This window comes from Burkholderia dolosa, assembly GCF_902499135.1.
Classification (GTDB): Bacteria; Pseudomonadota; Gammaproteobacteria; order Burkholderiales; family Burkholderiaceae; genus Burkholderia; species Burkholderia dolosa.
This window is the reverse complement of record NZ_CABVPR010000066.1, coordinates 20102-33568: the sequence shown is the minus strand read 5'-3', so window position 1 is coordinate 33568 and position 13467 is coordinate 20102. Positions and strand designations below refer to the sequence as shown.

The 13467-nt window shown below is 65.8% G+C and carries 15 protein-coding genes; 3 read left to right on the top strand and 12 right to left on the bottom strand.

Features of this window, described 5'->3' with window-relative positions:
• Window positions 1-1111: 1111 nt before the first annotated feature.
• The 12 genes from BUB20358_RS23310 to flgB all read right to left on the bottom strand — a co-directional run bounded on the left by BUB20358_RS23310 (window position 1112) and on the right by flgB (window position 10804).
• Window positions 1112-2128, bottom strand: coding sequence for a hypothetical protein (locus BUB20358_RS23310; protein WP_006766978.1), 1017 nt, complete (start codon window positions 2126-2128; stop codon window positions 1112-1114).
• A gap of 13 nt (window positions 2129-2141) precedes the next feature.
• A complete protein-coding gene (flgL, locus tag BUB20358_RS23305; RefSeq protein ID WP_035975445.1) occupies window positions 2142-3056 on the bottom strand; it encodes a flagellar hook-associated protein FlgL in 915 nt (304 codons plus the stop codon).
• Between the two features lie 11 nt (window positions 3057-3067).
• On the bottom strand, window positions 3068-4408 hold the full coding sequence (gene flgK, locus BUB20358_RS23300; RefSeq protein ID WP_006766976.1) for a flagellar hook-associated protein FlgK: 1341 nt from the start codon (window positions 4406-4408) through the stop codon (window positions 3068-3070).
• Window positions 4405-4764: a hypothetical protein gene (locus BUB20358_RS23295; protein WP_052688591.1), complete on the bottom strand. Its 360-nt coding sequence runs from the start codon at window positions 4762-4764 to the stop codon at window positions 4405-4407. The genes flgK and BUB20358_RS23295 overlap by 4 nt, the downstream gene beginning before the upstream one ends.
• Window positions 4765-4779: 15 nt before the next feature.
• Window positions 4780-5883, bottom strand: a complete 1104-nt coding sequence (locus BUB20358_RS23290) for a flagellar basal body P-ring protein FlgI (protein ID WP_006766975.1) — start codon at window positions 5881-5883, stop codon at window positions 4780-4782.
• A 67-nt stretch (window positions 5884-5950) separates the two neighbouring features.
• The gene (gene flgH / locus BUB20358_RS23285) at window positions 5951-6595 is read right to left on the bottom strand and encodes a flagellar basal body L-ring protein FlgH (RefSeq protein WP_035975087.1); all 645 of its coding nucleotides are present in this window, start codon (window positions 6593-6595) and stop codon (window positions 5951-5953) included.
• A gap of 20 nt (window positions 6596-6615) precedes the next feature.
• Entirely contained in the window at window positions 6616-7401 is a 786-nt protein-coding gene (gene flgG, locus BUB20358_RS23280) for a flagellar basal-body rod protein FlgG (protein ID WP_006766973.1), read from the bottom strand.
• A 25-nt stretch (window positions 7402-7426) separates the two neighbouring features.
• Window positions 7427-8152 (bottom strand): flagellar basal body rod protein FlgF, encoded by a 726-nt coding sequence (locus tag BUB20358_RS23275; protein WP_006766972.1) that lies wholly within the window; start codon window positions 8150-8152, stop codon window positions 7427-7429.
• Between the two features lie 4 nt (window positions 8153-8156).
• The gene (locus BUB20358_RS23270) at window positions 8157-9332 is read right to left on the bottom strand and encodes a flagellar hook protein FlgE (RefSeq protein ID WP_035975086.1); all 1176 of its coding nucleotides are present in this window, start codon (window positions 9330-9332) and stop codon (window positions 8157-8159) included.
• 43 nt (window positions 9333-9375) lie between these two features.
• On the bottom strand, window positions 9376-10038 hold the full coding sequence (locus tag BUB20358_RS23265; RefSeq protein WP_006766970.1) for a flagellar hook capping FlgD N-terminal domain-containing protein: 663 nt from the start codon (window positions 10036-10038) through the stop codon (window positions 9376-9378).
• A 2-nt stretch (window positions 10039-10040) separates the two neighbouring features.
• Window positions 10041-10439, bottom strand: coding sequence for a flagellar basal body rod protein FlgC (flgC, locus tag BUB20358_RS23260; RefSeq protein ID WP_035975442.1), 399 nt, complete (start codon window positions 10437-10439; stop codon window positions 10041-10043).
• Window positions 10439-10804 (bottom strand): flagellar basal body rod protein FlgB, encoded by a 366-nt coding sequence (gene flgB / locus BUB20358_RS23255; protein WP_035975083.1) that lies wholly within the window; start codon window positions 10802-10804, stop codon window positions 10439-10441. Before flgB ends, flgC begins: the two co-directional genes overlap by 1 nt.
• A 187-nt stretch (window positions 10805-10991) precedes the next feature.
• Here flgB and flgA point away from each other — a divergent pair, with 187 nt between their 5' ends.
• The 3 genes from flgA to BUB20358_RS23240 all read left to right on the top strand — a co-directional run bounded on the left by flgA (window position 10992) and on the right by BUB20358_RS23240 (window position 13386).
• Window positions 10992-11711 (top strand): flagellar basal body P-ring formation chaperone FlgA, encoded by a 720-nt coding sequence (gene flgA / locus BUB20358_RS23250; protein WP_052688592.1) that lies wholly within the window; start codon window positions 10992-10994, stop codon window positions 11709-11711.
• 274 nt (window positions 11712-11985) lie between these two features.
• Window positions 11986-12669 (top strand): DUF1120 domain-containing protein, encoded by a 684-nt coding sequence (locus BUB20358_RS23245; RefSeq protein ID WP_105774020.1) that lies wholly within the window; start codon window positions 11986-11988, stop codon window positions 12667-12669.
• Between the two features lie 81 nt (window positions 12670-12750).
• Entirely contained in the window at window positions 12751-13386 is a 636-nt protein-coding gene (locus BUB20358_RS23240; RefSeq protein WP_006766966.1) for a DUF1120 domain-containing protein, read from the top strand.
• Window positions 13387-13467: the final 81 nt, after the last annotated feature.

Sequence of the window (13467 nt, the reverse complement as noted above, 5' to 3'; positions counted from 1 at the left end):
ATCGATCACGACGTGCTCGAACTGCTGGACGCATTCATTGCCGATGCGCCGCAGCGCGGCATCTCGGTCGAGTTCCGCCGCGGACTGTCGCACAGACAGGACGGTGCGGGAAAAGACGCCCGGCCGATAACGCGGGCAAACCTGTCCCGCACGTAGCCACGCGCCCGCCGGGAAAGCCTCGATTGTTCCGAACGCCAGGATGCCGGATAGCCGCCCGCTCGCCGATGCGCTGCCCGACAGCTCAACTTGAACTCACGGCAGGGCCGGCCCGCAGCGGCTATCGGCATGCTTTCCCGGATCGCGCGTCCGCAACATCGAAGTCAATGAGGAGCATCATGAAAATTTCTGTAAATTTATTAACAACGGCAAAATCCAAGAGCATCACTCGATTGAACAGTGTTTAAAAATGAAGGCCGGCAAGAAGAACGTCAGTCAAAAGACGCTCCATAAATTTGCAGAAAAAGTTCGCAATTCTGCTGCCGATTACAACAAACTCGCGATTCCATCCTGAAAAGATCGGATTTCAGTAGGGAACGCAAATTTCTCGAAGAACAGAATGGCAAGACTCTCACGTACCACGTCACACTAATCTGCCATCCGAGAAGCATCAAGAAAAATGCCGATAGTAGTTTGTTCGGAAAAATATCTGAAGAGATGAGGCAGGTCCTGGCCGAGGGAATCGCCGATCTTCGTCGGCAGCGCCACGATTTTCTTCAGTATTACAAAAACAGGCAAATCGCCACATTCGATGGGAATTCGTCGACGAGCAATAAATGTCGGAAACCGGCTTCAGACACCCTCTTGCCGGAATCGCCAGCCCGGACGATCGGTATTGACACGCTCCGTCGGCGCCCATCGGCACACTGCAGATTCAGGTATGTTCGCGGAACCGGATACAGGCGTCCCGTTTCCTGCAAACACCGATTCCCAGTAAGCGGTATATCGACGGCCTGGCCGCACACCCGGGCGAAAGAATCGCAATTCAGCGAGCACGGCCGGACTGTGCGGCGGCGTCCTTCCCGCCGGGAAAACGGTCCGGGGCCCGGCATACGAATCGAAGCGCCGGTTCAAGGCACGGCGTCACGACGACGCGTGCCCAGCGGCCCACGGCTCATCTGGCCGGCAGGTCCAGCAGTCGCCCGACCCGATCCGCGCTGACTCCCTTCAGTGCCGCCGCCATCACCGCGAACGACTGAAACTCTCCTGCCGGCGACAACGCTGCGCCGATCGACTGCGCGAGCTGCGCCGGGTCTCCATCGGACGATGCGTCGGCTCGTATCGCGTGGCGGGCACGCTCCAGCGTCTGCCCGACATCGCGGCGTACGGCGAGCAACGTCTCGAGCGCACGCGTCACCTCGCGACGCGCAGTGCCGTCACGGCGGCTCCAGCCGTGCGGGTCGATGACGCCCGGCTCGGCATCTATCGTCGCGCGGCTCGGCCGCCCGCCCGGAAATCGCTTGCCGCCGCCTTCGATCAGCAGACTGTCGCGCACGCTTTCCCACTGCGACTCGTGCACCGAGAATCGCAACGCGCCCTGTGCGCCGCGCTCGACTCGCACGCCGACCGCTGCAAGCGCATGATCGAGCCGGCGCTCCAGCGCGACCTGCGTGATCGGGGCAGCGTCGAAGGACACCGACACCGAACGCTTGCCCAATCCGTGCGGATAGAACGTCAGCGTCTCGGCGCCGCCGCGCGCCCACTGCGCAGCGTCGAGCGCTCGTACCGTGAAGTATCGCCGCGCGCCGCCCGACGAATCGAACTGCAGCGAGGAATCGAGCGCGCCGCCAGTCGCCGCCGCGCGGGTGTCCCAATGGGCGGCGAAGCGCCGGAGCCGCGCATCGAGCCGGCCGTCCGCGTCGCCGGCCGACCACGCGTCGTTGATCTCCCGAAGCTGCCGCAGCGTCTGATCGACGAAGGTCAGCGATCGCTGCGCGAGCGTGACTTGCCGATTCAGCCCATGCTGGCGCGACGCAAACTCAACACGTGTGGAACTGCCGGCGACACCGGATCGCGTAACGGCGGTCGCCGTTGGGGTCCGCGCCGCGACGGGCGCCGCACGCGCGGCACTGCCGAAACGGCTTGTGCGTATGGCGCCGTCGTGCGCGATCGCGGTAGCTGTCAGTTGCATGCCGATGCGCTCCTTAAATCACGTCGAACAGCGACAACTGCCGGATCTTGCCGTACGCATGATAGGTGCCCTGAACGGCCATCGTGTACCGGTTCAGCTCTTCGATCGCCTCCGCGAAATCGAGCTCTCCGACCAACGTGCTTGCCTGGCCGTTCGCCACCCGCATCGCAGCGTGATTTTCCGACAGCAGCGCCAGCGTGTTGTGTGCACCGCCCAGCGCCGCGATCTTGCCGCTGAGCGCGTCGATACCGTCGACGTCGAGCACGTCCAGCGCATCCGCGAGCACGGCCCGCGTCGCCGGCACCGATCCGTCCACGGCAGGATCGGCCAGCGCTTCCACCGCCAGATCCAGACCGTTCAGCACGCGCTCCAGATTCTCGACCGCGACGTTGGCCGCCTGCGTGACGCCGTCGCCGACGGCAACGTACTGTTGCCCGGTGTTGCCAGCGAACCGATAGCGGCTGCCGGCCGGTGCCGTCGCGTCGAATTCGATCGGCGGCGTGTCGGTCAGCGTGCCGGCGAACAGATAATGGCCGTTGCCGTCCTTCGCGTTCGCCGCCTGCGCGAGCGCGTCGGTCAGCGACCGCAGCGGGCCGGCCATCGCGTTCAGATCGCCGGCCGATGCGCTGCCGTCGGTCGCGGCGAGCAGCACGTCGCGCGCGGACATCACGCTTTGCAGCATGCCGTCCAGGTGCGCCTCGTTCTGCATGAGCCGCACCGACAGCGTGTCGATATTCTTCTGATACTGGGCAACGCGCGATGCATCCCGCTCGAGCTGCATCAATCTCACCGTTCCGACCGGGTCGTCGGACGGACGCTGGATACGCTGGCCGCTGCCGATCTTCTGCATCAGTTGCGCCGCCTTGCCGCTCGACGCGTGCAGCGTCCAAAGCATCGTGTCGCCGAAATGTCGGCTCGAAATACGCATCGTCATGCTCCTCAGAAACTCGCGAGCGTCACGTCGAACAACTGATTCGCGACTGAAATCACCTTCATGTTGGCCGAATACGTCTGCATGAACTCGGCGATGTTCACCGCCTCTTCGTCCATGTTGACGCCCGACGTAGCGAGCCACGCGGCTTCGGACTGCTTGCGCACGTCCGCAGCCATCGCAAGCATCGTCTGGTTCTGCTGGCTCTGCGACCCCACCTTGCCGACAAGCATCGTATACGCATCGCCGAGCGCGACTTCCCCGAAACCCGGCAGATCGATGGACGCACGCTGCAGATCGATGAGCTTCGTCAGATTGGCGCTGTTGCCGGGCTCCGCCGGATCGGCGGAGAAGCCCAGCTCGTCGGGCGCGAGCGCATTCACGTGCAGTTCGCCGGTGGCCGGATCGACGTTGAACAGCGGTTTGCCGGGCTCGCCGTTCATCCCGTAGCCGGCGCTCAGCTGCGCGTTGATCCGCTCGGCCAGCTCGCCTGCCAACGCGCGTATTGCGGTCGTCTGCGGGATCAGCACGTCGTCGACGAATTCGAACAGGCCGCCTAGCGCGCCGCCGATCTTCGTGCCGTCGAGCGGATAGGTCGTATCCGCGAATGCAAGCGACAGCGAAAACGTACCGTCGGGCTGCGCGGCCACGTCGAGCGTCGCGGTTTCGCTGCCGGAAACGAGCGGCAAGCCGCCGGCGAGGTCCACGTCGACCGTACCATTGGCGCGCGTCACCACACGGACGTCGGCGAGTGCGGACAGCCGGTCGATCGCCTCGTCGCGGCGGTCGACCAGTTCGGACGGCGTCACGCCGGCGGACGATGCATTGGCGATTTCCCGGTTCAAATCCGCGATCGATCCCGCAAGCGCATTGATCTCCTGCGCGGTCGCAGCGCTTTGCTGACGCGTACCGTCGAGCTGGGTCCGCAGCGCGCTCTGCAGCGCGTTCATGCTCTTCGCCAGCCCGTCCGCTGCGTGGATCACCTGCCGGCGCAGCGTGGAATTGGTCACGTCCGCGCTCACTTCGGACAGCGCGCCGAAGAATTTGTCGATGCCTGCCTTCACGCTGCCGTCCCCGAGCCCCATCACACCCTCGAGCTGCTTGTAGTGCGACTCGGTCACGCTGTAACGGCCGTATGGCGCGTTCGACGCCCATTTCTGCTGAGTCTTGTATTGGTCAGCGAAGCGGACCAGCGACGTCGCGTCGACGCCGCCGCCCACCCGCGACGTCAAATGCACGCCCTGGCGCGTGTAGCCGGGCGTCAGCAGATTGGCGGTATTGCGGGCAGCCACGTTGAGCCCGGCCTGCGCGGCGAGCGTACCGGACAACCCGATATGCATGATGTTCATGATGAGTGACTCCTGTCGGTGGCGTTCGCGCCGGGCGCCTGCACCCGCATCTGCCTGAACTGCGCGATCAGCGTGTCGGCGATGCCGAACGCGCGCTGAGACGCCATCGAATCGGCGACGAGCCGGTGCGCGTGCTCGAGCATTCCTTCGCTCGAACGGTCGTCGAAACCGTTCCCGGTTTTCAGGTGATCGGCCAGCTTGCGCATCTCGCCGAGCATCTGCGCGATGAACATGCCTTCGAACTGCACGGCGACCTGCTCGAGCTTCGCTTCGTGCGAGTCCCCGGCGACGCCTGTCGCGCGCACGGGAGCGCCGGCGACCGGCGGAGCGGCGGAAATACGCGAGAAATCCGTCATGTCGTTATCGCTCCGTCAAATGACGACGAGTTCGCCGGTCAACGCACCGGCCTCGTCGAGTGCCTGAAGGATCGCCATCAGGTCGTCCGGCGTCGCGCCGGTACTGTTGATCGTGTCGACGATTGCCTGCAGGCTCGCGCCGGACGACCATTCAAGCGCGCCGCCGCGCTGCTCGACGTCGATGTCGCTGACCGGCGCGACGATCGTGCTACCGCCCGCCAGCGCGTTCGGCTGGCTGACCGCCACGCCCTCCGAAATCTTGACCTTCAGTGCGCCGTGGGACACCACGGCCGGTTTCACGGTCACCCCCTGACTGATAACGACGGTGCCGGTGCGCGAATTAAATACGATCTTCGGAACGCTGTTGCCGGCCGTCACGGGAAGCGCGCTCAGTTTCGCAACGAACGCGATGCGCTCGCTCGGATTCGCCGGCGCGACGACGTCAACCGACGTGGCGTCGCCCGACGATGCGAGCGTCGAGCCGAATGCGCGATTGATCGCGTCGACGATGTTCGTCGCGCTCTGGAAGTCGGGGCGCTTCAGATTGAGCCGAACCGTCGGCGTCTGCGTGAAATCGGTCGCGACCTCGCGTTCTATCGTCGCGCCGCCCGGCACCCTGCCGGTCGTCGCCGTGTTGACCGTCACCGACGATCCGCCGCGGCCCTGTGCGCGGACGGCGGGAATGACCAGATTGCCCTGCGCAAGCGCATAGACCTCGCCGTCGGCCGCCCGCAGAGGCGTCATCAGCAACGTGCCGCCGCGCAGGCTCTTCGCATCGCCGAGCGACGATACCGTCACGTCGATCGTCTGCCCGCGGCGATAGCCGGGAGGAAACGTCGCGCTGACCATCACCGCCGCCGCATTGCGCGAACGGACGTTGCCGTTCTCGGGCAGCCGCGTGCCGAACTGCTTGAGCATGTTGGCCAGCGACTGGGTCGTGTACTTCGCTTGCGATCCGTCGCCCGTGCCGGCAAGGCCGACCACGATGCCGTAGCCGACCAGCGCGTTTTCACGCATCCCCTCGACGTTGACCATGCTGCCGATCGTCTGTGCGCGTACGACGCCCGCGACCAGCAATACGCCGGCCAACCAGCCGGCAATCATCCATTTCGATTTCATCGATGCAATCCTCGTGGCGGTCGCGCGTGAACCGTCGCGCCGCGCGTGCCGAAATGTCCGCCGCTGCTCAGAACGGCATCCAGCGACTATTGAAAAAGCGCGTCAGCCAGCCCGGCTGATTCGCGTCGGCGAGCGAGCCTCGGCCGGAATAGCGGATCCGCGCATCGGCGACCCGCTGCGACGACACGCGATTGTTCGCATCGATGTCCGCGGCGCGCACATAGCCGGCGAGCCGCACCGTTTCCTCGCCCTGATTGAGCACCAGGCGTTTTTCGCCGCGCACCTGCAGCAGGCCGTTCGGCATCACGCGCTGCACGATCACGGTCACGGACCCGCGCAACGTGTTCTGCTGCGAGCTCGACCCGGAGCCGTCGAAGCTGCGCTTGCCGCCGAGTTCGGCCTCGATGGGAAGCAGCGAGCCCATCAGGTTCGGCTGCTTCACGCTGACGCTGCCGTTCTTGCCGATCTGCGTGCCGCTCTTCTTGCTCGCCTGCGTCGATTCCTGAAGTTCGACCGTCAGCACGTCGCCCGCACGGAACGCACGGACGTCGGACGTCAGCGACCACGCCTGGTCCGGTACGACCACGCCGCCCGCCGTGCCGCGCCGCACTTCGAATGCGGCCGCCGGCATGTCGAACGCGTCGTCGTCGGCCGGCATGCGGCCCGGCGCCGCACAGCCGGCGAGCAGCGCGCACGCGGCGGCGGCCGCCACGGTTTTCCGGCGCGCGATCCTCACCGCGCCACCTGCGCGAGGTACTGCATCATGCTGTCCGCCGCCGACAGAACCTTCGTGCTCATCTCGTACGTGCGCTGCGCGGTAATCATCTCCACCATCTCCTCGACCGCCTGCACGTTCGACCCTTCGAGCGCACCCTGGCGGACCACGCCGAGACCGTCGGCGCCGGGCTCGCCTTCGCTCGGCGGACCGCTCGCACCGGTCTCGACGAACAGATTGCCGCCCACCGCGAGCAAGCCGGCCGGATTGACGAAGTTCGCGAGCTGAAGCCGGCCGACCTCCGTCGGGACCGCACTGGAACCGGTCGTCACCGAGACGGTGCCGTTCTCGCCGATCGTCACCGACGTCGCATCGGCAGGAATATCGATCGTCGGCACCAGCGGCAATCCCTGAGCGTTCGTCAGCCGGCCTTCGTCGTTGCGCCGCAGCTGCCCCGCACGCGTATAGCCGGTCTCGCCGTTCGCCATCTCCACCTGCAGGAAGCCGTCGCCGACGATCGCGACGTCGAGCGGCTGCCCGGTCGTCTGCAGGTTGCCGGCCGTAAAGGTCTTCTGCGTGCCGACGAGGCGCGTGCCGTTGCCCATCTGTACGCCGGGGCCTGTCGCGTTGTCCGCGATCTGCGCGCCCGGCTGCTGCTCGGTGCGATAGAACAGATCCTCGAATACCGCGCGATCGCGTTTGAAGCCCACCGTGTTGACGTTGGCCAGATTGTTCGCGATCGTCTGAAGCTTCGCGTCCTGCGCCTGGATGCCGGTCTTGCTGATCCACAATGCGTGATTCATGTCGTTTCCTTGTCTGCGCCGCCGCTCAACCGCGAATCAGGCGGTTGCCGGTATCGGCCATCTCGTCGGCGGCCCGATAGAGCCGCATCTGCATTTCGAACGAGCGCGTGAGCGACAGCGTCTGCATCATTTCCTCGATCGCGGATATGTTGCTGCCCTCCAGATGCCCGCCCTTCACGGTCACCGTCTCGTCCGCGTCGTACTCGGCGCCGCTGCGCGACACGAGCAGCCCTTCGGGGTTCTTGACCAGATCGGCCGGGTCAGGATTCACGAGCAGCAGCCGCGCGACCGTCTGGACTTCGCTTTCGCCGCTGGGCACGACCGAGATCGTGCCGTCGCCGCCGATCGTCGCCGAGCGATGCGCGGGCAGTACGATCGGGCCGCCGTCGCCGAGCACCGGACGCCCATTGACCGTAAGCGCGCCGTCCCCGTCGATCGACAGATGGCCCGCGCGCGTATATGCCGGTCCGTCGTCGGTTTCGACCGTCAGGTATCCGGCGCCGGCGATTGCCACATCGAGCGACCGGCCGGTCTCGGACATCGGGCCGGGCGCGACGTCGACGTCCGTCGATACCAGATGCGCGAGATGCCGCGAGTCGTAGCCGACGCCGTCCGGCGTCAGGCTTTCGGCACGCACGAGATCGGCGCGAAAGCCGGCGGTCTGCGCGTTCGCGAGATTGTTCGCGCGCACGCCGAGCGCGCGCTGCGCATACGCGGCACCGGTCATCGCGGTATAGATGAATGCTTCCATCGCGCTACAGCGTCTGCATCAGCGTGCGGACCATCTCGTTCTCGGTCGACAGCACCTTCGAGTTCGCCTGATAGTTTTGCTGAGCGCTCATCAGGTTCACCAGTTCCTCAGTCAGCTCGACGTTCGACTGCTCGAGCGCGCCGACCACGAGCTTGTCGATCGGGCCCGCACCCGCCACGCCGTACAGCGCCTCGCCGGCGGCGGCACTCGCATGCCAGCCGGTGCCGGACACCGATACGAGACCGTCGGCGTTCTGGAACGTCGCGACCGCCAATTGCCCGGCGATCGACTTCTCGCCGTTGCTGTACTGCACTTCGAGCGAGCCGTCTTCCGTCAGCACCACGCCCGTGACCGTGCCGGGCTTATGTCCGTCCGCGCTGCGCCGCGTCGTGGTCGCCTCTCCGCCGAACATCGTCGTGCCCGAGTAATCGATCTGCACCGCCAATGCCGCTGCACCGGCCGGCGTGCCGAGATCCAATGCAACCTTCCCCGTCGGCGAGATCAGCGCGCCGTGCTCGTCGAACGTCATCTCGACCGGCGCGCCGACCGCCTCGCCATCCATCGTGTAATGGACCGTCACCTGATTGTCCGGACCCTTGACGAAATACTGATTGACGACGTGCTCGCGGCCGAGCGAATCCAGAACCGTCTGCGAGCTCATCCGGTTGTACGACTGCGGATCGTCCTTGTCGAACGTGCCGTTCGCCGGCACGACCCAATCCGCGGACATGTTGCCGGCATACGCGACACTCTCGCTCGCTTTCGCCGGGATGCCGCCGCCTGGAATGCTCAGGTCGCCTATCTGGCCGCCGCCGGCCGCCGCGTAGCCTTGCACCTTGCGTCCCATGTAGTCGATTACGTTGCCGTGCTGGTCGGTGCCGAAGCGGCCGACGCGCGAATAGACGAGCGCACCGTTCGCATCGCGCGTCACGAAGAAGCCGTTGCCGGGCAGCGCCGCATCCATCCCGCTGCCGGTCGACACGAGCGAGCCGGCGACGTTCATCGCCTGCGACGTGGAACCGACCATGACGCCGCCCGGCGTGGAGCCCAGATAAAAAGCGGAGAAATTCGCACGCCCGGCCTTGTAGCCGTATGTGCCGGCGTTCGCGATGTTCTGGCTGATCTCGCCGAGTTGCCCGTTGATCGCCTTGATGCCCGAAAGAGCGATGTTGAAACTCATGTATCGAAAGTTCCGTAAAAGAGGATTGACAATACCGGCCGCGCTATCGACCGAGAAAGCGCGTGATGTCGGCCGTCTCCGCATCGCCGAGGCCGGCGATCGCGAGAATCACGCGTCCGTTCTGTCCGACGCGAACGCTGAGCAGTTCGCCCGCCAGTTCCGTCGACGGTGTCTCGCCGTTGTCCGCCGACACCGAGATCGCATAGCGGCCAGGTGCCAGGCCATGCTCCGCCGGGTCGATGTCGAATTCGTGCGCGCCCGCTTCACGGGCGCCGAGTGAAATCCGATGCTCGGTGCCGTCCGCCGCGGTCAGCGTGACCGTCGCGTCCGACGTGGCCGATTCCAGCGTGAACCCGCCGCGCACCGGCGTATCGCCGAGATCGATGGCGTCGGCCTTCACCATCACCTGCGCGCCGACCTGCGCGCCCAGCGTGACGACGAGCGTGCTTTCCTGCATGCCCGCCGTCAGCGCAGTGAGGTTCGCCAGCGTCTGCATCGCCTCGACCTGGCTCATTTGCGCGAACTGGTTGACGAACTGACTCGCGTCCATCGGCGCGAGCGGATCCTGATTGCGGATCTGCGCGATCAGCAGCGTCGTAAACAGGTTCGACGGCCCGTCATTCGGCTGCGCGCCGCCCGGCGGCAGCACCCCCGGCCCACCGGCGTCCATTCCCGCGCCGCGCATTCCATACTGAATCGCCGTCATGCTTACCCCTCGCCGAGCCGCAGCAGATCCTGCTGCATCGCCTTCACGCGCGACAGCACTTCCGCGTTCGTCGAGAACGCGCGCGACGCCGCCATCATGTCGGTCATTTCCTCGACCGCGCTCACGTTCGAGTAGTACACCATCCCGTTTTCGTCCGCGAGCGGGCTGCCCGGCTCGTACTTCGCGGCCGGCGGATCGTCCAGCTCGATCACGTCGAGCACCTGCACGCGCGCGCCGTGCCCTTCGTACACTGCCGCGAACACCGGCTTGCGCGCCCGATACGCGGTCCCTTCGGTCCCGGCCGTATCGGCATTGGCGAGATTGCTGGCGATCGTATCGAGCCGCACCGTCTGCGCGGCCATCGCCGAGCCGGCAATCTGTGAAATGTCCTTGAAGCTCATCATGTATTCCCGGTAATCGCGGCCCGCAAACCCTTGATCTTCATGTTCAGAAACGTGAGGCTCGCCTGAAAATCGGCCGCGTTCTGTGCAAATGCCGCCTGTTCGACGCCGAGTTCGACCGTATTGCCGTCGACCGACGGCCGGCTCGGCACCCGGTACTTCGGCGCGTCGCCGCCGTGCGCCGCTGCGGCGAACGCATCGTCCGTCAGCATTCGCTCGAGGCTGGCACGAAAATCGATGTCGCGCGCCTGAAAACCGGGCGTCGCGCCGTTCGCCAGATTCGACGCGAGAATCCGCGTGCGTTCGGTACGCACCTTCAGCGCCGCGGCGTGCACGCCCATGTCGCGCTCAAAATTCAATCCCATCGCGTGTTGATCCTGTTCCGAGAGACACCGCGGGGCACGATGCCCCGTATGGCCGATCCAGTCGACAGGCGAAAGGATAAGGACCGCGCGAAGCATCGGCGACGAATCTGAACACATCCTTGACGCGGATCGGGTAGCGCACGCGCCGCTCTATAATCCGCACACCGATCACGACCTTTCGCCGGCCATGTCTGCACGCTTCGCCCTGCTCCGGTTCGCACTGCCCGCCCTCTGGCTCGGCGCCGTCTGCGCCCACGCGTCGCCGGCTGCCGACGAACGCGTCGCGGCATCGGCACGCGCATGGCTGCGCGACTACGCGGCGCGCCAGCCCGTCGACGTCACGAGCATCGACGTCACTGTGCTGCCGCCGGGCGCAAGGCAGGCGGCAGCGCCGATTCAATGCGACAACCCGGAAATCACGCCGGTCGACACGCGCCGCATCGCACGCATGCGCTTCTCGGTCCGCTGCGACCGCTCGAGCCGCCCCGCGATCTTTATCGTGCGCGGCAAGATCTTTGCGAAGCTGCTCGTGGCCGCCACGCCGGTTCCGGCCGGTCGACCGCTGACCCGCGAAGATGTCGCGCTGGCGGAACGCGACTGGCTCGCGACGCAGGACGCGCTTACCGATCCACGTGCGATCGACGGACGTGTGAGCCGACGCGCGCTCAAGGCCGGACAGGTTCTTCAGAAACGCTTCCTGAAAGCACAGACGACCGTGAAACGCGGGCAGGCCGTGCGCATCGTTGCGCAAGCCGGCCAGATCGAGGTCAGTGCGACGGGCACCGCGCTCGACGATGGCGCCACCGGCGACACGATCCGCGTGCGCAACACCGGTACCGGCCGGACCGTCGATGCGCGCGTGGTCGATGCCGACACGGTCGCGCCGGTCGGAGCCGCGTCCAAATAAGCAGCAGTCCCGCGCCGACCCTCATCGACGCGCACTTCGCTCGCCCGGCTCTCCGCGCGATCGGCACCGGCACGCGTGCCCGGCCGCGACCCCGTACGCGCTTCGTCGCGCATCACACGTCCTTTGCGCCGGCCGATATCGGCCGCGCAGCCATCTGACTCAGTCAAGCTACCCGCTCCGCTTTATCCGACCCGTCAGATGGATCGCCGCCCATGCGTTCAATAGACTGACGGCGTTGCCCCGTATCGCGGCACGCAGATCCGAGACATCGTCGATGCGGTTCTGGCAGCGCTTCCCACCTTTAAACAGAGGTTATTCCGTGCAAAGAACAACTCAGAAAATCGCCCTTGTTGCGGCACTCGGCCTCGGTGCCGCCCTACCCGCACATTCGCAGTCGGCCGACCTGACGGTCAAGGGAACGATCAGGCCGACGGCCTGCACGATGACGCTCGGCAACAACGGCGAGGTCGACCACGGGAACATTTTCTTCGGGCGGCTATCCGAAACGGCCCCGACTGAACTCGATACGAAGGAGGTGCCGCTGGCCGTCAATTGCAGCGGTCCGACGCGCTTCGCGCTCGGCTTCGCCGACAACCGCGCCGGCACCGCACATGCGCCGGGGAACGATCAGTTCGGGCTCGGTGAAGTCGACGGCACCAAGATCGGCGCCTATCAGGTCGAATTCGCGAACGAAAGCTTCACCGGCGACGGCAGCCGGATCGACAGCATCCAGACGAGCAGCGACAACGGCGAGACATGGAAGTCGCACGTGACGGCGACGGCGAGTACGGAAAGCCTGCTCGGCTTCGCCGACAGCACGGAAGCGGGACCGGCACCGCTCGAGCAGCTCGCCGGCGCCATTCGCGTCAAGACGTCGATTGCACCGTCGAACACACTGCCGGTTGCCGACTCGGTGCCACTGGACGGCTCGGCCACACTGGAATTGAAGTACCTCTGATTCACGCTTGTCAGAGCCCCGATGCGCACATCGTCATGCCGAATGTGCGCGTCGTCCGTTCCAATACGTTGAGTTCATCCCATGCGAAAAGCCATCTCAGCCCTAGCGGCTGCCGGCGCGTTGAGCGCTGCGCCGCCCGTTCACGCTCAGTCCGCCGACCTGTCGGTCAAAGGCAGCATCACGCCGGCCGCGTGCGCAATCCAGCTCGGCAACAACGGCGAAGTCGACCACGGCGACATCCCGTCCAGTACATTGAGCCCCGGCGAGCCGACCGCGCTCCCGGCGCAACACGTTCCGCTCGCGATCAGCTGCGACGGCGCGACGCGGTTCGCGATCGCGTTTGCGGACAACCGCAGCGGTACGGCGTGGGGCGCCGGGCCGACCGTCTTCGGGCTCGGTGAAACCGACGGCAGCAGGATCGGCGGCTACCGCCTTCAGTTCGATCCCCGCAGTTTCACCGGTGACGGGGCGACCATCGAGTCATATCAGCAAAGCATCGATAACGGGGAAACCTGGCTGTCGGGCGACACGCTGCCGGTACAGCCGGATACGTGGGTCGGATTTTCGGACAGCGCAAACAACAGCGGTCCCGCGGCGTTTCGCCAAGTGACGGGGCCGCTGCGCGTGTCCACCGTCATTGCGCCCGCCGACGAGCTTCCCGCCACCGACGAGGTTCCGCTCGACGGCTCCGCCACGCTCGAACTGAAGTATCTGTAATTGTCGTTACACCGGCGCGGCGATTTTCCGTCCGCGCCGGAAGCCGCTCCGCGTCGATTCGCGCGCTCGGGAAAACCGGCG